The sequence below is a fragment of the Streptomyces sp. NBC_00461 genome, from assembly GCF_036013935.1.
Lineage (GTDB): Bacteria > Actinomycetota > Actinomycetes > Streptomycetales > Streptomycetaceae > Streptomyces.
In genome coordinates, this window is the sequence record NZ_CP107902.1 from 3559366 (window position 1) to 3578870 (window position 19505).

Sequence of the window (19505 nt, forward strand, 5' to 3'; positions counted from 1 at the left end):
GTCCTGGCCCCGGTTTCTAGTCCTGGCCGCGGTTTCTAGTCTTGGCCGCGGTCGGCCTGTTCGATCGCGGCGGCGAGCTGCCGTACGTCCTTGTCCTCGGTCTTCCTCGCCAACTCGTGGGCGCGGTCGCCGAGTTCACCGAGGCCCGGGTCGCCGGGGAGGCTGCTCCAGCGGTGGTCGCCCTGGCGCAGGGAGTCGGCGAAGTAGGCGGCCACGGCCGTGACCTGGAAGCGGGGGCTCGCGTCCCAGAGGGAGTCGTGGAGGGCTCCGGTCTCCAGTTCGCCCGACTGCTCGTGCGGGTCGCGGGTGTCGGGGTCGAGCCAGCGGACGGTCGCCGTGGCGAGGTGGCCGTCGGCGCCGGGCTTGGTGCGCACGGCGTACAGGGCGGTGACGGTGTGGCCGGGGCCGACCTCGCCGCCGTCGACGCGGTCGTTGCGGAAGTCGTCGTCGGCGACCCGGCGGTCGTCGTAGCCGACGAGGCGGAACTCGGCGACCGTCCCGGGATCGAAGGCGACCTGGGCCTTGGCGTCACGGGCGGTCAGGTCGATGTTCTGCGGGAGCTGGTCGCAGAAGACCTTGCGGGCGTCGTCCTCCCGCGACACGTACACGGTGTGGCCGTCGCCCTTGTCGGCGAGGCGTTCCATGAGTGCGTCGCCGTAGTCACTGCCGACGCCGACGCCGAAGAGGGTGATGCCGTACTCGCGGCGGGCCGTGGAGATGCGGTCGAGGATGGAGTCGGGGTCGGTGTCGCCGTCGTTGGCGAGGGCGTCCGAGATGAGGACGACACGGTTGGTGGCGTTCTCGCGGCGGCCCTCGACGGCGGTGGCGTAGCCGGTCTCGACACCCGCGCCGAGGTTGGTGGAGTAGGTCGGCTCCAGGCTGTCGATCGCGTCATGGATCTTGGCCCGGTGGCTGCCGAGGCGGGTCATCGGCAGGACCGTCTCGGCCTTGTCGCTGAAGGTGACGATGGCGACCGAGTCGTCCTCGCGGAGCCGGTCCGTCATCGTGTCGAGGGACTGCTGGGCGAGGTCGAGACGGCCGGGCTCGGACATCGAGCCGGAGATGTCGATGACGAAGGTGAGCGCGGCCGGCGGGCGTTCGCCGGACTGGTGGGCGGGGCGGGTGGCCAGGCCGACGCGGACCAGCGACCAGTTCTTCCGGTCGGTGCGGGCGCCGTCGACGGTGACCGTGAAGCCGTTGCCGTCGGGGCGTTCGTAGTCCTGGCGGAAGCTGTTGACGAACTCCTCGGGGCGGATGGTCGAGGGGTCGGGGCGCCGTCCCTCGGCGAGAGTGCGGCGGGCGTAGCCGTACGAGGCCGTGTCCACGTCGAGGGCGAAGGTGGAGAGGTAGTCGGGGGACGGGCTCTCGAACGACTCGTCACCCTTGTTCTCACCGGCCGTCGGGGCGGCCGGCGCCGGGAAGCCGGTCCTGTCCCGGCCGTCCGAGGCCTTGCTGCTGCTGTTGTCGGAGCCGCCGCCCGCGCTGCAGGCCGTGAGCAGCAGGCCGCTCGCCGCCGTGAGGGCGAGAAGGCCGGCGCGCAGCCGTCGTGTGCGGCGCTGCGATGTGCCCGGCCGTGGTGTTCGGTACCGCTCCATCTTCCGTGCCCCCTCGGTGCGTTGACGTCGACGTCTGTGACTGTGACGGCGCGGGGGGCCGGAACGTGCGGCACGGGGTGTTGCGGATGAGTCTCAAGACGGCCACGATCATGGCCGGTCGAGACCGGTAGGTGATCCTCCGTTGACCTAGGACACCACGTCCTTGCGGGCGAAACCGCGGAAGGCCAGGGCGAACAGCACGAGCGCGTACGTTATGGAAATCGCCGTGCCCTGGATCATGCCGGACCATTCGAGGTTCGGCTGGACGGCGTCAGCCCAGGCGAACTGCCAGTGCGCGGGAAGGAAGTCGCGCCAGTGGCCGAGGGCGGTCACGGCGTCCAGGACATTGCCGACGATGGTGAGGCCGACCGCGCCGCCGACCGCGCCCAGGGGTGCGTCGGTCTTCGTCGACAGCCAGAACGCCAGGCCCGCGGTGACCAGTTGGGACACGAAGATGAACGCCACGACCACCAGCAGGCGCTGGGCCGCCGTCCCCGAGTCCAGCGACCCGCCGGTGGGGATCTGCAGCGGCCCCCAGCCGTACGCCGCCGTGCCGACGGCGAGCGCCACCACCGGCAGCAGGATCATCGCGGCCAGGCTCATTCCCAGTCCGACGACGAGCTTGGACCACAGCAGGCGCGCCCGCGGCACGGGTGCGGCCAGCAGATAGCGCAGGGAGGACCAGCCGGCCTCCGAGGCGACCGTGTCCCCGCAGAACAGGGCGACCGGGATGACGAGCAGGAAGCCCGCGGAGACGAAGAGGTTGACGGCGGCGAAGTTCGCCCCGGAGGCGGTGGCCGTGTCCATCAACGTCACCGTGTTGTTGCGGCCGTCCGGAGTGCCGCCGATCGCGAACGCGATGAGCAGCACGAACGGCAGGGCGGCGAGAATGCCGCCCATGACCAGCGTGCGGCGCCGCTTCACCTGCCGGGCCAGTTCCACCCGCAGGGGCAGGGTGTGGCCCGCCTTGTACCCGGAGGCGGTCTCGGTGCGCTCGACGAGCGTGCTCATGCGGAACCTCCGATCAGGGTGAGGAAGGCGTCTTCCAGGCGGCGGTGGGGGCCGAGCGAGGCGACCGGGACTTCGAGGCGCACCAGCTCGACCAGGAGGTGGGCGGCGGCGCTGCCCGTGCGGGCGGCCGCGGGGGGTTCGGCGGGGAGTGCCACGGTTTGCAGCATTTCGTCCGCGGCAGCGTCGTGGCTGGTCGCGCCCCGCGGCGGAGCCGCCGATGGAGGCAGCCCCGCGCCCCTGAGGGACGTTGGTGCCAGCCGGACCAGCAAGCCGCCGTCGGTTCGGGTCGCCGACTCGACGCCCGGTAGGGACGCCACCTTCTCCACCATCGGGTCCGGGATGTTGGCGGCCAGGCCGACGAGCAAGGTGTCACCGGAGCCGATGATCTCGGCGACCGGGCCCGCCTGGACGAGGCGGCCGCGGTCCATGACGACCAGGTGGGTGCAGGACTGCTCGACCTCCGCCAGGAGGTGGCTGGAGACGATCACCGTGCGGCCGGCCGCCGCGTACCGGATCAGCACCTCGCGCATCTCGCGGATCTGCGGCGGGTCGAGGCCGTTGGTCGGTTCGTCGAGGATGAGCAGGTCCGGGAGGCCGAGCATGGCCTGGGCGATGGCGAGGCGCTGGCGCATGCCCTGGGAGTAGGTGCGCACGGCCCGGGCGAGTGCGTCGCCGAGGCCCGCGATCTCCAGGGCCTCCTCCAGGTGCGCGTCCTCGGGCGGGCGGCCCGTCGCCTGCCAGTACAGCTCCAGGTTGTCGCGGCCCGAGAGGTGCGGGAGGAAGCCCGCGCCCTCCACGAACGCGCCGACCCGGGACAGCACCGGGGCGCCGGGGCGGATGGCGTGCCCGAAGACGCGGATCTCGCCTTCGTCCGGCTTGATCAGGCCCATCAGCATGCGCAGGGTGGTGGTCTTGCCCGCGCCGTTCGGTCCGAGGAGGCCCAGGACCTGGCCCTTGGCCACGCGGAAGGACAGGTCCCGTACCGCGTAACGGTCCGTCGACCTGGCGTACCGCTTGCTCAGGTCCGTGATCTGGAGGGGGACTTCGGTGAGCGCCGGGTCCGGTGGCACAGCGGTCGTGCGACGGCGGCCGCTCAGCAGCAGGGCCAGGGCGATCACCGCTCCGGCCAGCGGGAGCCACCACACCCAGGACGGCAGCGGGGCGGCAGCGGTGGTCACGCCGGGTGCCGTCGGCACCTTCAGGTCGCCCTTGAGGGAGACGGTGTACGTCGCCGGGGTGGCCGGGGAGGCGTAGCCCAGGTCGGTGGAGGCGAGGACCAGGCGCAGGCGGTGCCCCGGCTCGACCTCGTGGTCGACGGCCGGCAGCGTGATCGTCACGTCCTTGCCCGCCTTCGCGCCCTCGACGCGGACGGGCGTCACCAGCTGCGAGGGCAGCACGGGCGTCCCGCCGCCGGGAGAGACGTCGTACACCTTCCCGAACAGCACGGCGTCGTCGCTCGTGGACTTGACGTGGACGGTGACCGTCGGCGATCCGGTGATCCGCACATGGCCGGACATCGGCGCCGACTCGAACCGCGCGTACTGGCCGGGGAAGTCCAGCGACACCCCGACGCCGAGCGAGGACAGCTGGGCGAGTCCGCCGGAGCCGCCGAGGCCGGGCAGGGCGGAGACGGCGGGCGGGGTGGCGCCCGCCGGGTTGTCGAAGGTCTGCCGCGTGCCCCTCAGCGGCACGGAGCGCTGCCCGCTCTCCAGGCCCGGGTAGGTGTCGTCGCTCGCTCCTCGCAGCAGGGCCGAGCCGGTCGTGGAGTCGACTCCTCCGGTGCGGCTGACGCGGAAGGCCGGGCCCGTGTCCGTGGTCTTCTCGTCCTTGAGGTAGCGGTCGAACCAGGCACGCACGCGTGTCTGTACGCGGCTCGTCTCCATGTCGCCGCCGTCGTGCCCCCCGGCGATCCAGTCGACGTCCACGGGGGCTCCGTTCGCCCGGATGGCTTTCGCCGCCGCGTCCGCCTGGCCGAGCGGGAAGAGGGAGTCCGTCTGGCCCTGCAGCAGGAGGGTGGGCACCTTGATGCGGTCGGCGACGGCGGACGGGGAGCGGGCGGACAGCAGCTCACGCGCCTGCGCGTCCGGCCTGCCCGACTCCGCGACCCGCTGGTACATCCGGCACAGCTCGGTCTGGAAGCTGTCGCATCCGCCGCCGGAGTTGACGAAGATGCCCGCCCACAGCTTCTTGAAGACGTCGTTCGGGAAGAGGGCGTCCGCCAGGTTCCAGTACGTGATCGCCGGGGCGATGGCGTCCACGCGGTGGTCGTATCCCGCCGCGAGCAGCGAGATCGCGCCGCCGTACGAGGCGCCCGCGACGCCCACGCGCGGGTCGCCGGGCTTGTCGAGCCGGACCTGGGGCTGCTTCGCCAGCCAGTCGATCAGCTGGGAGACGTCGGCGACCTCGCCCTTGGGGTCGTTCAGTCCGATCTTGCCGGTGGACCTGCCGAATCCGCGTGCCGACCAGGTCAGGACCGCGTAGCCGTCCCTGGCCAGGTCCTGCGCCTGCTGCCGTACGTCGTCCTTGTTCCCGCCGAAGCCGTGGGCAAGCAGGACGGCGGGGCGGCGTGCGGCGCTTGAGCCGGACGTGAAGAACGAGGTGTCGATACGGACGCCGTCCACGGCCATGACCCGGTTGGTCCGGTGCACCGCGGGTGCGTCGTCGGAGGCGGCGGCCGTCCATGTCCCGGCACCGGCGAGCACGACGACGGCGGCCCCGGCGGCCAGCAGGCGCCGGGGCCTCCGAAGCAGCCCTCGCAGGCGGGGCATTCGAAGATCCATGCCTCAACGGTACGGGGCGTCTCTGACAGTTGGAGCAGCCTCGGGGGTGAGGGGGGCGCCCTCCCGCGGGAGTACCGGGCGATCAGCGTGTACCGCGGTTGCTGTACGGCTACTGGCTCGGTCTGTCCTGTGCTTTGCCGGGTGCGGGTTCGTCGAGGCTTGTCGTGCGGTTCCCCGCGCCCCCAGGGCGCCCCTGCGGGGCGATCAAGGCTGGGCGTCCTCCGGGACGGAGACCAGCCACCGCGTGTCCTTGCGCGGCCGAAGGTAGAAGGCCCAGTACAAGGTGGCCACTGCCGTGATGCCGCCTGTCCAGAGCAGGTAGCTCGTCTCCTGCTGGCTGAGGATGTACGCCAGTACCGCGATCAGCAGGACCGGCATCGCGGGCCACAGGGGCATGCGCCAGGCCGGGGTGTGCTTGTGGGAGGCGCGGCGGGAGAGGAGGGCGGCCACGGCGACCAGGAGGTACATGCCGGTCACCGAGACGCCCGTGACGCCGTACAGGGTGTCGAGGTTCACGAAGCAGAGCACGGCGCCGGGGATGCCGACGGCGAGGGTGGCGACCCAGGGGGAACCGAAGCGGCCGAGCTTGGCGAAGACGTGGTTGACCGGCTCGGGCCAGGCCTTGTCGCGCGCCGAGGCGAACAGGACGCGGGAGTTCTGGATGACCATCACGATGCCGGCGTTGATGATCGCGAGGGCCACGCAGAGGCTGACGAAGGTGCCGACCGCCGAGTTGGACCAGGCGGTGACCATGGAGCTGATGTCGCCGCCGGTCAGCTCCGTGAGGTCGGAGGCGCCCAGGGTGATGGCGACGACCGGGACCAGGATGATCACGGTGGAGATGGCGAGGGTGGCCAGGACGGTGCGGGCGACGTTGCGGCGCGGGTGCTCCAGCTCCTCGGAGAGGTAGACGGCGGTCGAGAAGCCCTGGGTGACGAAGAGGGCGATCGCCAGGCCGGAGACGACCAGCATCGCCGTCACCGTGTCCGTGTGGCCGCCGGTACCGGCCACCTGCATGGCCACCAGGCTGCCCGCGCCCCGCTCGCTGTGTGCGAAGCCCAGGACGGCCACGACGGCTGCGGCGATGACCTCCAGGACCAGGAAGATGCCGGTGATCCAGGCGTTGGCGCGCAGGTCGAGCAGGCCGGCCAGGGTGGCGAGCAGCATCACGCCGGCGCCGGCGATCGACGGGTCGAGATGCACGACCGGTGCCAGGTAGTCCGCCGTGCCCATCGCGATCACCGGCGGGACGATCATGACGACCAGGAGAGAGAGGACGAAGACCAGCCAGCCCGCGAGGCGGCCCGCCAGCGTCGAGACCATGGCGTACTCGCCACCCGCGCTGGGGATGAGGGTGCCCAGCTCCGAGTAGCAGAAAGCCACGGCGATACAGAGCAGGGAGCCGATGGCGATCGTCAGGGCGGTGGCGGTGCCGAGCGAGCCGAACAGGTCCGGGACGACCACGAACAGCGTGGAGGCGGGGGTCACGCAGGAGAGGGTCAGCAGTGTCCCGCCGACCACTCCGATGGAGCGCTTGAGCGTCCGGGGACTGCTGTCCGCTGACTCTGCGACGTCGGTGGCGACAGGGCGGAGCGTGTCGGTCATACGGCGGGTTCCGATCGACTCGTGCGGATGCCTCCGGCGGCTGCGGCGGTGCTGCATCGAACCCCGACGAAAACCGGCGCGTCAATAGGTGTTTACCTACGGAATCCGTAGATCGAAAGGCTTTCTGGGCGCGTTTACGGCAGTGGGGTGTGGACTGTTCGGCTCTGTTCGGTCGTACGGGAACCGCAGCACGAGCTCGCAAAAAAATGGGGCCGTCCGTATGACGGACGGCCCCATCAGGGGATCAGGTCACCCTCAGTGGTTGCGCGGGAAGCCGAGGTCGACGCCGGAGGGGGCGTCGGCCGGGTCGGGCCAGCGGGTGGTGACGACCTTGCCGCGGGTGTAGAAGTGCGTGCCGTCGTTGCCGTAGACGTGGTGGTCGCCGAAGAGGCTGTCCTTCCAGCCACCGAAGGAGTGGTAGCCGACGGGGACCGGGATCGGGACGTTCACGCCGACCATGCCGGCCTCGATCTCCAGCTGGAAGCGGCGGGCGGCGCCGCCGTCCCGGGTGAAGATCGCGGTGCCGTTGCCGAACGGCGAGCTGTTGATCAGCTCCACGCCCTCGTCGTAGGTGTCCACGCGCAGCACGCACAGCACCGGGCCGAAGATCTCGTCCTGGTAGGCCTTCGCGGACGTGGGCACCTTGTCGAGCAGCGAGATGCCGATCCAGTGGCCGTCCTCGAAGCCCTCGACCGTGTAGCCGGTGCCGTCGAGCACGACCTCGGCGCCCTCGGCCGCCGCGCCCGAGACGTACGACGCCACCTTGTCGCGGTGGACCCTGGTGATGAGCGGGCCCATCTCGGAGGTGGGGTCGTTGCCGGGACCGATCTTGATCTTCTCGGCGCGCTCGCGGATCTTCTCCACCAGTTCGTCGCCGATGGAGCCGACCGCGACGACCGCGGAGATGGCCATGCAGCGCTCGCCCGCGGAGCCGTAGGCGGCCGAGACGGCGGCGTCGGCGGCCGCGTCCAGGTCGGCGTCGGGCAGGACCAGCATGTGGTTCTTGGCGCCGCCCAGGGCCTGCACGCGCTTGTGGTTCGCGGCGGCGGTGGTGTGGATGTAGCGGGCGATCGGGGTCGAGCCGACGAAGGAGACGGCCTTGACGTCCGGGTGCTCCAGCAGGCGGTCGACGGCCACCTTGTCGCCGTGCACGACGTTGAAGACGCCGTCGGGCAGACCGGCCTCGGCCAGCAGTTCGGCGATCTTGATCGACGCCGACGGATCCTTCTCGGACGGCTTCAGGACGAAGGTGTTGCCGGTCGCGATGGCCATCGGGAACATCCACATCGGGACCATCGCCGGGAAGTTGAACGGCGTGATGCCCGCGACGACGCCCAGCGGCTGGCGGATGGAGGAGACGTCGACGCGGCTGGCGACCTGCGTGGACAGCTCGCCCTTGAGCTGCACGTTGATGCCGCAGGCGAGGTCGACGATCTCCAGACCGCGGGCCACCTCACCGAGTGCGTCGGAGTGCACCTTGCCGTGCTCGGCGGTGATCAGCTCGGCGATCGCGTCCCGGTTGGCGTCCAGCAGCGCCCGGAACCGGAAGAGGATCTCCGTGCGCTTGGCCAGCGAGGACTGGCCCCAGGTGACGTACGCGTCCTTGGCGGCGGCGACCGCGGCGTCGACCTCGTCGACCGACGCGAAGGCGACGTTCGTGGTGACGGCGCCGGTCGCAGGGTCGGTGACCGGCCCGTACGTACCCGACGCGCCTTCGACGGTCTTGCCGCCGATCCAGTGGTTGACGATCTTCGTCATGCCCAGATACTCCTTCACAGATGGCGGCGTCGGGTGGAGACGTGCCGTTCGTACAGCTCTCGGGCCTTCACCGCTGACGGTCGGGTCGCGGTCTCGGCCACAGGTACATCCCACCAGGCCTGCGCCGGTGGCGGGCCCGACACAGTGTCGGCCGTTTCGGTCTCGACGTAGACACATGTGGGCGTGTCGGCGGCGCGGGCCTCGGCGAGCGCCTCCCGAAGATCGGCCACGGTCTTCGCCCGCAGGACGCGCATGCCCAGGCTGGCGGCGTTCGCGGCGAGATCCACGGGCAGCGGCGCCCCCGTGTACGTGCCGTCGTGCGACGGGAAGCGGTACGCGGTGCCGAACCGCTCGCCGCCCACCGACTCGGACAGGCCGCCGATGGACGCGTACCCGTGGTTCTGCACGAGCAGCACCTTGATCGCGATGCCCTCCTGTACGGCGGTCACGATCTCCGTCGGCATCATCAGGTACGTGCCGTCGCCGACCAGCGCCCACACGGGCCGGTCCGGGGCGGCCATCTTCACGCCGATGGAGGCCGGGATCTCGTAGCCCATGCAGGAGTAGCCGTACTCCAGGTGGTACTGGTCCCGCGAGCGCGCCCGCCACAGTTTGTGCAGGTCGCCGGGGAGGGAGCCGGCCGCATTGATGATCACGTCCGTCTCGTCGACGATCGCGTCCAGCGCGCCGAGCACCTGCGGCTGCGTCGGCCGTACGTCCGGCTCGTCGGCCTCGTAGCAGGCGTCGACGCGCTGCTCCCAGCGCTCCTTGTCCTCGGTGTACTCCGTGACGTAGGGCGACTCGACCCGGTGCGCGTGCGTGTCCAGGGCCGCCGTCAGTTCCTGCAGGCCGCTGCGGGCGTCCGCGATCAGCGGCTGACCGGCGAGCTTGTGGCCGTCGAAGGGCGCGATGTTGAGGTTGAGGAAGCGCACGCCCTGGCCGGAGAAGAGGGTGCCGGAGGCGGTGGTGAAGTCGGTGTAGCGGGTGCCGACGCCGATCACCAGGTCGGCGGTGCGGGCGAGTTCGTTCGCGGTCGCCGTGCCGGTGTGGCCGATCCCGCCGACGTCCTGCGGGTGGTCGTGACGCAGGGAGCCCTTGCCGGCCTGGGTGGAGGCGACCGGTATGCCGGTGGTCTCCGCGAACTCGGCGAGAGCCTCCTCGGCGCGGCCGTGGTGGACGCCGCCGCCCGCGACGACGAGCGGCCTGCGCGCGGCCCTGATCACCCGTACGGCCTCGGCGAGTTCGGCCGGATCGGCACCCGGACGCCGTACGGCCCAGGTGCGCTCGGCGAAGAACTCGTCCGGCCAGTCGTACGCCTCGGCCTGCACGTCCTGCGGGAGAGCGAGCGTCACGGCGCCGGTCTCGACGGGGTCGGTGAGCACGCGCACGGCGTTGAGGGCGGACGGGATCAGGGCTTCCGGGCGTGTGATCCGGTCGAAGTACTTCGACACCGGGCGCAGGCTGTCGTTGACCGACACATCGCAGGCGTACGGGACTTCGAGCTGCTGGAGGACCGGGTCGGCGGGGCGGCCGGCGAAGACGTCGCCGGGCAGCAGCAGAACGGGCAGGTGGTTGACGGTGGCGAGGGCGGCGCCCGTGACGAGGTTGGTGGCGCCGGGGCCGATGGAGGTCGTCACGGCGTGCGTGGACAGGCGGCCCGACTGCCGGGCGTAGCCGACCGCCGCGTGCACCATGGCCTGTTCGTTGCGGCCCTGGTGGAAGGGCATGTCGGCGGAGTACTCGACGAGCGCCTGACCGATTCCGGCCACGTTGCCGTGGCCGAAGATGCCCCAGGTCGCGCCGATCAGCCGCTGCCGTACGCCGTCGCGCTCGGTGTACTGGACCGACAGGAAGCGGACGAGTGCCTGCGCGACCGTGAGCCTCGTCGTTGAGGACGTCATCGGTAACCCTCCGTATGGTGCGGATGGAAGCAGATCCGCCACTCCCGCGTCTCGCCCGGCCCCGCCATGACATTGAGGTAGTACATGTCGTGGCCGGGCTGGGCGATGGACGGGCCGTGCCATCCGTCGGGGACGAGGACGGCGTCGCCGGAGCGGACCTCGGCGAGGACGTCGGATCCGCCCTCACGGGAGGGAGATACGCGCTGATAGCCGAACCCGTTCGGTCCGTCGATCTCGAAGTAGTAGATCTCCTCCAGCTCCGCTTCCACACCGGGCCGGTGCTCGTCGTGCTTGTGCGGCGGGTACGAGGACCAGTTGCCGCCAGGGGTGATCACCTCGACGGCGATGAGCCTGTCGCAGTCGAAGGCGTCGGCCGAGGCGAAGTTGCGGACATGCCGCAACTGGGCGCCGCTGCCACGCTCTTCGACGGGGACCTCCGGCGCGGGGCCGTAGCGGGCGGGGAGTCGTCGCTCGCACTTCGCTCCTGCCAGGGCGAAGCGGCCTCCCGCGCCGGAGGCGATCTGGACCCGGGCGTCCAGGGGCACGTACGCGAAGTCGGAGACCGACGCGAACACGCTTTCCCTGCCCAGGAGTTGGAACTCTTGGTCCGTCTTGTCGTCGGCTGTCCGCACGGTACATGCGCCCTGCAGCGGAAGCACGATCCATTCGCTGTCACCGGTGGTGAAGGTGTGTGTGCCACCCGGCTCCAGCTCCACGACCCGCAGACTGCTGTACTCCCAGCCGGCCCTTTTGGGGTCGATGTCCAGCACATAGTTGCCGTTCGCGGTGGTGCCGCGCTCGACGTGCAGCTCGCCCACGGTCATCAGGTCCTCACAACAGTCCGACGGCGGTGTCCACTGCGGCGGCCACGTCGCCGTCCGCCGGGTACAGCAGCGAACGCCCGACCACCAGGCCGCGCACGGTGGGGAGTTGGAGGGCGCCGCGCCACTTCTCGTACGCGCCGTCCTGATCGTCGCCGACCTCGCCGCCCAGTAGCACGGCGGGCAGCGTCGACGTCGCCATGACCTCGGCCATGTCGTCGGGGTTCTCGGTGACCGGGAGCTTGAGCCAGGTGTAGGCGGAGGTGCCGCCGAGGCCCGAGGCGATCGCGATGGACTTGGTGACGGCCTCGGCGGACAGGTCGTTGCGCAGCCTGCCCTCGTCGGTACGGCGGCTGATGAACGGCTCCACGAAGACCGGAAGCCGGCGCGCCGCCATGTCGTCGACGGCGCGGGCGGTCGACTCCAGCGTGGTGAGGGAACCGGGGTCGTCGTAGTCGATGCGCAGGAGCAGCTTGCCGGCGTCGAAGCCGAGGCGCTGGATGTCCTCGGGGCGGTGGCCGGTGAACCGGTCGTCGAGTTCGAACCGGGCGCCCTGGAGGCCTCCGCGGTTCATCGAGCCCATGACGACCTTGCCGTCGAGGGCGCCGAGGAGGAGCAGGTCGTCGAGGATGTCGGCGGTGGCGAGGACACCGTCGACGCCGGGGCGGGAGAGGGCGAGGCAGAGGCGTTCGAGCAGGTCGGCACGGTTGGCCATGGCGAGTGGGCGGTCGCCGACGCCGAGCGCGCCGCGGGCCGGGTGGTCGGCGGCGACGATCATCAGCCGGCCGGAGTCGCTCAGCTGCAGCCTGCGGGTGCGGCGGGCCGCGGCCTCGGCGATCGCCTCGGGGCGGTGGGCGCGGATGCGGACGAGTTCGGTGACGTCCACGCTCCGGCTCTTCGCGGACGCCGGCGTCACGGTCACGCCCAGGCAGCCCGTGTCGCCCGTCTCGTCCACGCCCTTGCGGCGCCGGCGCGTACTCACAGCACCGCTCCGGCCTTGAGGGCGACGTCGATCTCGTCGGTGGTCGGCATGGCGGAGGAGCACTCCAGGCGGGAGGCGACGATCGCGCCGGCCGCGTTGGCGTGCCGCATGATCGTCTCCAGGTCGTGGCCCTCCAGCAGTCCGTGGCAGAGGGAGCCACCGAAGGCGTCACCGGCGCCGAGACCGTTGAGGACGTTGACCGGCAGGGGCGGGACCTCGGCCGACTCGCCCTTGCTGTTGACGGCGAGGACGCCCTTGGGGCCCTGCTTGACGACGGCGAGTTCGACGCCCGCGTCCAGCAACGCCTCGGCGGCGGCCCGCGGTTCACGCACTCCGGTCGCGACCTCCACCTCGTCGAGGTTGCCGACCGCGACGGTGGTGTGGCGCAGGGCCTCCTGGTAGAAGGGGCGGGCGGAGGCGGCCGGACCGCGCCCGGCTGTGCCCTTCCAGAACATGGGGCGCCAGTCGAGGTCGAAGACCGTCGTACCGGCCTTGGCGCGGTGGGCGAGGGCCGCGAGCGTCGCCGTGCGGCTGGGCTCCTCGCTCAGGCCGGTGCCGGTGACCCAGAAGACACGGGTGTCGTGGATGGCGTCGAGGTCCAGCTCGTGGGCGTCGATCTCCAGGTCGGGGGCCTTGGGCAGGCGGTAGAAGTAGAGCGGGAAGTCGTCCGGCGGGAAGACCTCGCAGAAGGTGACCGGGGTGGGCAGGCCCGGGACCGGGGTCACCCAGCGGTCGTCGACGCCGAAGCCCCGGAGTGCCTCGTGGAGGTAGGTGCCGAAGGGGTCATCGCCGGTGCGCGTGATCACCGCCGTACGGCGTCCGAGGCGGGCCGCGGCGACCGCCACGTTCGTCGCCGAGCCGCCGAGGAACTTGCCGAAGCTCGTCACCTGCGGCAGCGGGACGCCGGTCTGGAGCGGATACAGGTCCACTCCGATCCGCCCCATGGTGATCAGGTCGTACGCCATCGACTTCCCTTCGTCACAGCTCTCTCCGCGTTTTTAAACCCCCGCACCGAGCCCTGTCAATGTTTTGTCCAGACATACGGACGACAGCTTGACAGCGCTTGCTGTCGCCCGGAAGCTGACCGCCATGACGTCCTTGCCGCCTCAGTCCTCACTGTCCCGCATCCGCGTCGGATCGGCGCCCGACTCCTGGGGCGTCTGGTTCCCGGACGACCCGCGGCAGGTCCCCTGGCAGCGCTTCCTCGACGAGGTCTCGCAGTCCGGCTACGAGTGGATCGAGCTGGGTCCGTACGGGTACCTGCCGACCGACCCCGCCGTGCTCACCGAGGAGACGGCCCGCCGTGGCCTGAAGGTGTCGGCCGGCACGGTGTTCACGGGCCTGCACCACGGCGAGGCGGTGTGGGAGAAGACCTGGGCCCACGTGGCCGACAACGCGGTGCTCGCACAGGCCATGGGTGCGTCTCACCTGGTGGTCATCCCGTCCTTCTGGCGGGACGACAAGACCGGCGAGGTGCTGGAGCCGGACACGCTGACGCCCGAGCAGTGGCGCAACCTGACCTCGCTGACGGAACGGCTGGGGCGGGAGGTGCGGGAGCGGTACGGGCTGCAGATCGTCGTCCACCCGCATGCCGACACGCACGTCGACAGCGAGGAGAACGTCGTCCGGTTCCTGGACGGGACGGACTCCGACCTGGTCTCGCTGTGCCTGGACACGGGGCACTACGCGTACTGCGGCGGCGACAGCGTCAAGCTGATCGAGACCTACGGGGAGCGGATCGGGTATCTGCACCTCAAGCAGGTGGATCCGGAGATCCTGGCGGACGTGCGGGCCGATCAGGTTCCGTTCGGGCCGGCCGTCGCGCGCGGTGTGATGTGTGAACCGCCCGCCGGGGTGCCCGCGTTGGGCCCGGTGCTGGAGGCCGCGCAGAAGCTGGACGTGGATCTCTTCGCGATCGTGGAGCAGGACATGTACCCGTGCGAGCCGGACGTTCCGCTGCCCATCGCGCAGCGGACGCGGGCGTTCCTCCGGTCCTGCGGGGCGTAGCCGCCGACCGCGCCCGCGTGGCGGTGTCGCACGCGCCGTAGCACCGCCAAGGGGAGGCGGGGGAACCGGTGTCAACGCGCCGCGCCTTCGAGCCCGCGCACGCCTTTGCGGCACTCGTGTCACAAAACACCCCCTCCGTGTCACACATGTCCCGTGTACGCGGGAATTGCGTCACACCCGGCCCACAGGCCCTGACCTCCCCTCACGCTCCGTCGTTGACGGGGGCGCAGGATCTGTGATCGCCAGCGCAGCGCCCGGCTCCCCCGACGGCCGCCCCCGGCCGCCCCCGCGGCGCGCGCAGGGAGGTGCTACCCATGACCGACCGAAGGCTCTGGTCGTACAAGGAGATCGCGGCGCACATCAAGGTGCAGCCGGACACCGTGCGGTCCTACCGCAAGCACGGGCTGCTCCCGCCGCCCGACCACGTCGAGGGCGGAAAGCCCTTCTGGTACGCGGACACGGTCCGGGCGTGGGTCGCCTCCAGGCCCGGAAACCGCGGCCGAAGAGAGGACTGACCTGCCGCGGCCGTCCTCCCGAAAACCACCTGTGCCCCACCGTCCCCGTGGGGCACGGTTGTCCCATGAGCTTCTCCGTCAAGCCCGTTCTCACGGGTGCCAGGACCGAACTGCGGCCGTTCACCGAGGCCGACGCCGACGTCATGTGGGAGATCATGGAGGACCCGGACGTCCTCCGCTTCACCGGCGAACCCCCGCGTGAACTCACCTTGGAGCACCTACGGTCCTGGTACGGCTCCCGGGCCGCTCAGCCCGACCGCCTCGACCTCGCCGTCACCGACCGCGCCACCGGCGAACTCGTCGGCGAGGTCGTCCTGTACGAATGGGATCCGCAGGACCTCAGCTGTACGTTCCGCACCCTGATCGGCCCGCGCGGCCGCGACCGCGGTCTCGGAACCGAGGCCACCCGGCTCGTCGTCCGCCACGCCTTCGAGCAACTCGGCCTGCACCGGATCCAGTTGGAGGCGTACGGCCACAACCGCCGGGCCCTGCACGTGTACGAGAAGGCCGGGTTCGTGGTGGAGGGGATCCGGCGGGACGTCGAGTTGCGCGACGGCGAGTGGGTCGACGAGGTGATCATGGGCATCCTCGACCGTGACTGGGCCGCTCTCAGTTCCACGGCTCGATGACCGTCACCCCGGCTCCCGGCGCCGTCCCCATCGCCGCCAGCGCCGCCGGTGCGGCGTCCAGGGTGATGTGCGAGGTCACCAGGAGGTCGGGGCGCAGCACGCCGGCCCTCACCAGCTCCAGCATCGGCGGGTAGGTGTGCGCCGCCATGCCGTGGCTGCCGAGGAGTTCGAGCTCCAGGGCGATCGCGCGGGCCATCGGGACGGGGGTCGTGCCGGTGGGTGAGGGGAGCAGGCCCACCTGGACGTGGCGGCCACGGCGACGCAGGCCGTTCACGGAGGCGGCGCAGGTGAGGGGCGAGCCCAGGGCGTCGAGGGACAGCTGGGCGCCACCCCCGGTCAGCTCCCGGACCGCCGCGGCCGTGTCCGTCGTGTCCGACCCGTCCACGCACTCCGCCGCGCCGAACTTCCGCGCCAGGTCCAGGGCTCCGGGCGATACGTCGACCGCGATCACCCGCGCCCCCGAGGCCGCCGCGATCATCACCGCGGACAGGCCCACGCCTCCGCAGCCGTGCACCGCGACCCACTCCCCCGCCGCCACCCGGCCCTGCTGCACGACCGCGCGGAACGCGGTGGCGAACCGGCAGCCCAACCCCGCGGCCGTGGCGAACGACAGCTCCTCGGGTACGGCGACGAGGTTCACGTCGGCGTGGTCCAGCGCCACGTACTGCGCGAACGAACCCCAGTGCGTGAAGCCGGGCTGCGTCTGACGCTCGCACACCTGCTGGTCACCGGCCGCACATGCCGCGCAGCCGCCGCAGGCGCACACGAACGGGACGGTCACCCGGTCGCCGGGGTGCCAGTTGCCCACGCCGGGACCCACCGCCTCCACCACACCGGCGAGTTCGTGTCCGGGCACGTGCGGGAGGGCGATGTCCGGGTCGTGGCCCTGCCAGCCGTGCCAGTCGCTGCGGCAGAGGCCCGTGGCCTCGACCTTCACGACGACCCCGTGTCCGGCGGGCCGAGGGTCCGTCACGTCACGTACCTCGGCCGGCTCCCCGTACTGCTCGAACACCACTGCCCGCATGTGCGCTCCCATCACCGTCCGTGGCTACGGGTACATCGTGGCCGGTCCCGCCGTTCCGCGCGCCCGTGTCGGGGCGATCTCGGGGCGCTCATCGTCTGCGACGCGGACGTCACCACGACCCCGGACCTGATGGAAAAATACCCCCTAGGGGTATAGCCTTGGAGAGTGGAAGGCCCCCGTGGGCCCTTCAGCCCCACACACCTCGACGAGGAGAACGACATGACCACCCAGACCGACACCTCGGGCACCGTCACCGCCGTCTACAAGGTAAGCGGGATGAGCTGCGGACACTGCGAGGGTTCCGTCTCCGGTGAGATCCGGGAGCTTCCCGGCGTCAGCTCGGTGACGGCCGTCGCCGCGTCCGGTGAGGTCACCGTCGTCTCCACCGCCCCCCTCGACCAGGCCGCCGTGCGCGCGGCGGTGGACGAGGCGGGCTTCGAACTCGTCGGCCAGGTCTGACCGGAAGCCGGGTACCCGAGATGACCAGCACCACCACAGAGACACCGGCACCGATACGCACGGCAGCGGACGCCTCCGAGGTCGAGCTGCTCATCGGCGGGATGACCTGCGCCTCCTGCGCGGCGCGCGTCGAGAAGAAGCTCAACCGCATGGACGGCGTCACGGCCACGGTGAACTACGCGACGGAGAAGGCGAGGATCACCCACTCCGCGGACATCCAGGTCGCCGACCTGATCGCCACCGTGGTGAAGACGGGCTACACGGCCGAGGAGCCACCCCCGCCCCGGCCGGAGCCCGCCGAGCAGGACTCGCCGGAAGACCCCGAACTGACCTCCTACCGCCGCCGGTTCACCGTCTCCGCCCTGCTCGCGCTCCCCGTCGTACTGCTGTCGATGATCCCGGCCCTGCAGTTCGACGACTGGCAGTGGCTGGCGCTCACCCTCGCCGCGCCGGTCGTCGTGTGGGGCGGGCTGCCCTTCCACCGGGCGGCCCTGACGAACGCCCGGCACGGCGCGGCCACCATGGACACGCTGGTCTCGGTCGGCACGCTGGCCGCGTTCGGCTGGTCGCTGTGGGCACTGTTCCTCGGCGACGCGGGCACGCCCGGCATGCACGACGAGTTCAGGTTCACCGTCACCCGCACCGACGGCGCCTCCACGATCTATCTGGAGGTCGCCGCCGGTGTCGTCGCCTTCATCCTGCTGGGCCGCTATCTGGAGGCCCGCTCCAAGCGGCGTGCGGGAGCGGCTCTCAGGGCGCTGATGGAGCTGGGCGCCAAGGACGTGTCCGTACTCCGCGGGGGCCGTGAGATCCGTGTCCCCGTGTCCCGGCTGGCCGTCGGGGACCGCTTCGTCGTACGGCCCGGGGAGAAGATCGCGACCGACGGCACCGTCGTCGAGGGCGCGTCCGCCGTGGACGCCTCGATGCTGACCGGCGAGTCGGTGCCGGTGGACGTGGGCACGGGCGACGCCGTCACCGGGGCCACGGTCAACGCCGGGGGCCGGCTGGTCGTCGAGGCCACGCGCGTGGGCGCCGACACCCAGCTCGCGCGGATGGCGAAGCTGGTGGAGGACGCGCAGAACGGCAAGGCGGAGGTGCAGCGGCTCGCCGACCGCATCTCGGCGGTCTTCGTGCCCGTCGTCATGCTGATCGCCCTCGCCACGTTCGGCGTGTGGCTCGGCGTCACGGGCGACACGGTCGCCGCGTTCACCGCGGCCGTCGCGGTCCTGATCATCGCCTGCCCGTGCGCGCTGGGCCTGGCCACGCCGACCGCGCTGATGGTCGGCACGGGGCGCGGCGCGCAGCTCGGCATCCTCATCAAGGGCCCGGAGGTCCTGGAGTCCACGCGCCGCGTCGACACCGTCGTACTCGACAAGACCGGAACGGTCACCACCGGCCGGATGACCCTTCACGAGGTGTACGTCGCCGTCGGCGCCGACGAGACGGAGGTGCTGCGGCTCGCGGGCGCCGTCGAGCGCGCCTCCGAGCATCCCGTCGCCCGCGCGCTCGCCCTGGGCGCCGAGGAGCGGGTCGGACGGCTCCCGGAGGTCGAGGCCTTCGAGAACGTGCCCGGGCGTGGCGTACGCGGGCGGGTGGAGGGCCGCGAGGTGGCCGTGGGGCGGCTCTTCGAGCGGCTGCCGGAGGAGTTGGCCCGCGCGAAGGACGAGGCCGAGAAGGGCGGTCGTACGGCCGTCGTGGTCGGCTGGGACGGAGTGGCACGCGGTGTCGTCACCGTTGCCGACGCGATCAAGCAGACCAGTGCGGAGGCAGTGCGCGAGCTGCGCGCGCTGGGGCTCACGCCGGTGCTGCTGACCGGGGACAACCGCGCGGTCGCCGAAGCCGTGGCACACGCCGTCGGCATCGAGCAGGTGATCGCGGAGGTCCTGCCCGAGGAGAAGGTCGAAGCCGTACGACGGCTGCAGCGCGAGGGCCGCAGCGTCGCCATGGTCGGCGACGGCGTCAACGACGCGGCCGCGCTGGCCACCGCCGATCTGGGGCTGGCGATGGGCACGGGGACCGACGCGGCGATCGAGGCGGGCGATCTGACGCTGGTGCGCGGGGATCTGCGGGTGGCAGCGGACGCGATCCGGCTGTCCCGCAGGACGCTGTCCACGATCAAGGGCAACCTCGTGTGGGCCTTCGGATACAACGTGGCCGCGCTGCCGCTGGCCGCGGTCGGGCTGCTGAACCCGATGATCGCCGGGGCCGCGATGGCCTTCTCATCGGTGTTCGTGGTGACGAACAGCCTTCGGTTGCGGACGTTCCGCTGATCTGCGGCGAAGTTACCGACGGTTAGGCGAAGTCGAGGTGAGAGCACCCCTGGAGTCCGGAGCCAGGCTCACATAAGCTCTTCACAAGGCTCGCGCATCATCCTTACGCTTGGGTCCCGATCGGCATATTCGGGCTCTTGCGCATCTA

At 71.3% G+C, this 19505-nt stretch carries 15 protein-coding genes; 5 read left to right on the forward strand and 10 right to left on the reverse strand.

All coding sequences use genetic code 11. From position 1 onward, the window contains the following. Nucleotides 1-35: 35 nt before the first annotated feature. From OG870_RS16750 to iolC, 9 genes are all read right to left on the reverse strand, one after another. Nucleotides 36-1595 carry a vWA domain-containing protein gene (locus tag OG870_RS16750; RefSeq protein ID WP_266840303.1) on the reverse strand — a complete coding sequence of 520 codons (1560 nt, stop codon included), beginning with the start codon at nt 1593-1595 and terminating at the stop codon, nt 36-38. Between the two features lie 147 nt (nt 1596-1742). Further along, nucleotides 1743-2606 (reverse strand): ABC transporter permease, encoded by an 864-nt coding sequence (locus OG870_RS16755; RefSeq protein ID WP_266840301.1) that lies wholly within the window; start codon nt 2604-2606, stop codon nt 1743-1745. After that, the gene (locus OG870_RS16760; protein WP_266584419.1) at nt 2603-5386 is read right to left on the reverse strand and encodes an alpha/beta fold hydrolase; all 2784 of its coding nucleotides are present in this window, start codon (nt 5384-5386) and stop codon (nt 2603-2605) included. Before OG870_RS16760 ends, OG870_RS16755 begins: the two co-directional genes overlap by 4 nt. A 204-nt stretch (nt 5387-5590) precedes the next feature. Then, nucleotides 5591-6991, reverse strand: a complete 1401-nt coding sequence (locus OG870_RS16765) for an APC family permease (protein ID WP_266584418.1) — start codon at nt 6989-6991, stop codon at nt 5591-5593. A 255-nt stretch (nt 6992-7246) separates the two neighbouring features. Next, the gene (gene mmsA, locus OG870_RS16770; RefSeq protein ID WP_266514786.1) at nt 7247-8749 is read right to left on the reverse strand and encodes a CoA-acylating methylmalonate-semialdehyde dehydrogenase; all 1503 of its coding nucleotides are present in this window, start codon (nt 8747-8749) and stop codon (nt 7247-7249) included. 14 nt (nt 8750-8763) lie between these two features. Next, complete coding sequence (iolD, locus tag OG870_RS16775) at nt 8764-10650, reverse strand: 3D-(3,5/4)-trihydroxycyclohexane-1,2-dione acylhydrolase (decyclizing) (RefSeq protein ID WP_266584416.1); 1887 nt, start codon at nt 10648-10650, stop codon at nt 8764-8766. Continuing rightward, a complete protein-coding gene (gene iolB / locus OG870_RS16780) occupies nt 10647-11474 on the reverse strand; it encodes a 5-deoxy-glucuronate isomerase (RefSeq protein ID WP_266584414.1) in 828 nt (275 codons plus the stop codon). Before iolB ends, iolD begins: the two co-directional genes overlap by 4 nt. Before the next feature lie 7 nt (nt 11475-11481). Then, nucleotides 11482-12357, reverse strand: coding sequence for a Cgl0159 family (beta/alpha)8-fold protein (locus OG870_RS16785; RefSeq protein WP_443063462.1), 876 nt, complete (start codon nt 12355-12357; stop codon nt 11482-11484). Nucleotides 12358-12449: 92 nt separating this feature from the next. Beyond that, the gene (gene iolC / locus OG870_RS16790; protein ID WP_266584412.1) at nt 12450-13418 is read right to left on the reverse strand and encodes a 5-dehydro-2-deoxygluconokinase; all 969 of its coding nucleotides are present in this window, start codon (nt 13416-13418) and stop codon (nt 12450-12452) included. 124 nt (nt 13419-13542) lie between these two features. Here iolC and OG870_RS16795 point away from each other — a divergent pair, with 124 nt between their 5' ends. The 3 genes from OG870_RS16795 to OG870_RS16805 all read left to right on the forward strand — a co-directional run bounded on the left by OG870_RS16795 (nt 13543) and on the right by OG870_RS16805 (nt 15604). Beyond that, a complete protein-coding gene (locus OG870_RS16795; protein ID WP_266588411.1) occupies nt 13543-14460 on the forward strand; it encodes a sugar phosphate isomerase/epimerase family protein in 918 nt (305 codons plus the stop codon). A 314-nt stretch (nt 14461-14774) separates the two neighbouring features. Continuing rightward, nucleotides 14775-14975 (forward strand): helix-turn-helix transcriptional regulator, encoded by a 201-nt coding sequence (locus OG870_RS16800; protein WP_266514799.1) that lies wholly within the window; start codon nt 14775-14777, stop codon nt 14973-14975. Between the two features lie 65 nt (nt 14976-15040). Next, on the forward strand, nt 15041-15604 hold the full coding sequence (locus OG870_RS16805; RefSeq protein WP_266584410.1) for a GNAT family N-acetyltransferase: 564 nt from the start codon (nt 15041-15043) through the stop codon (nt 15602-15604). On the opposite strand, the gene OG870_RS16810 is transcribed toward OG870_RS16805, so the two are convergent. Next, on the reverse strand, nt 15585-16628 hold the full coding sequence (locus tag OG870_RS16810) for a zinc-dependent alcohol dehydrogenase family protein (RefSeq protein WP_266584408.1): 1044 nt from the start codon (nt 16626-16628) through the stop codon (nt 15585-15587). The genes OG870_RS16805 and OG870_RS16810 overlap by 20 nt on opposite strands. A 219-nt stretch (nt 16629-16847) precedes the next feature. On the opposite strand from OG870_RS16810, the gene OG870_RS16815 reads away from it, so the two are divergent. Both OG870_RS16815 and OG870_RS16820 read left to right on the forward strand, forming a co-directional pair. Next, nucleotides 16848-17087 carry a heavy-metal-associated domain-containing protein gene (locus tag OG870_RS16815; RefSeq protein ID WP_266514807.1) on the forward strand — a complete coding sequence of 80 codons (240 nt, stop codon included), beginning with the start codon at nt 16848-16850 and terminating at the stop codon, nt 17085-17087. Nucleotides 17088-17107: 20 nt separating this feature from the next. Next, complete coding sequence (locus OG870_RS16820; protein ID WP_266584406.1) at nt 17108-19357, forward strand: heavy metal translocating P-type ATPase; 2250 nt, start codon at nt 17108-17110, stop codon at nt 19355-19357. The last annotated feature ends 148 nt before the right edge of the window (nt 19358-19505 follow it).

Coding starts and splice junctions, on each gene's coding strand:
- OG870_RS16750 (WP_266840303.1), bottom strand. CDS start 1,595: ATGGAGCGGTACCGAACACCACGGCCGGGCACATCGCAGCGCCGCACA.
- OG870_RS16755 (WP_266840301.1), bottom strand. CDS start 2,606: ATGAGCACGCTCGTCGAGCGCACCGAGACCGCCTCCGGGTACAAGGCG.
- OG870_RS16760 (WP_266584419.1), bottom strand. CDS start 5,386: ATGGATCTTCGAATGCCCCGCCTGCGAGGGCTGCTTCGGAGGCCCCGG.
- OG870_RS16765 (WP_266584418.1), bottom strand. CDS start 6,991: ATGACCGACACGCTCCGCCCTGTCGCCACCGACGTCGCAGAGTCAGCG.
- mmsA (WP_266514786.1), bottom strand. CDS start 8,749: ATGACGAAGATCGTCAACCACTGGATCGGCGGCAAGACCGTCGAAGGC.
- iolD (WP_266584416.1), bottom strand. CDS start 10,650: ATGACGTCCTCAACGACGAGGCTCACGGTCGCGCAGGCACTCGTCCGC.
- iolB (WP_266584414.1), bottom strand. CDS start 11,474: ATGACCGTGGGCGAGCTGCACGTCGAGCGCGGCACCACCGCGAACGGC.
- iolC (WP_266584412.1), bottom strand. CDS start 13,418: ATGGCGTACGACCTGATCACCATGGGGCGGATCGGAGTGGACCTGTAT.
- OG870_RS16795 (WP_266588411.1), top strand. CDS start 13,543: ATGACGTCCTTGCCGCCTCAGTCCTCACTGTCCCGCATCCGCGTCGGA.
- OG870_RS16800 (WP_266514799.1), top strand. CDS start 14,775: ATGACCGACCGAAGGCTCTGGTCGTACAAGGAGATCGCGGCGCACATC.
- OG870_RS16805 (WP_266584410.1), top strand. CDS start 15,041: ATGAGCTTCTCCGTCAAGCCCGTTCTCACGGGTGCCAGGACCGAACTG.
- OG870_RS16810 (WP_266584408.1), bottom strand. CDS start 16,628: ATGCGGGCAGTGGTGTTCGAGCAGTACGGGGAGCCGGCCGAGGTACGT.
- OG870_RS16815 (WP_266514807.1), top strand. CDS start 16,848: ATGACCACCCAGACCGACACCTCGGGCACCGTCACCGCCGTCTACAAG.
- OG870_RS16820 (WP_266584406.1), top strand. CDS start 17,108: ATGACCAGCACCACCACAGAGACACCGGCACCGATACGCACGGCAGCG.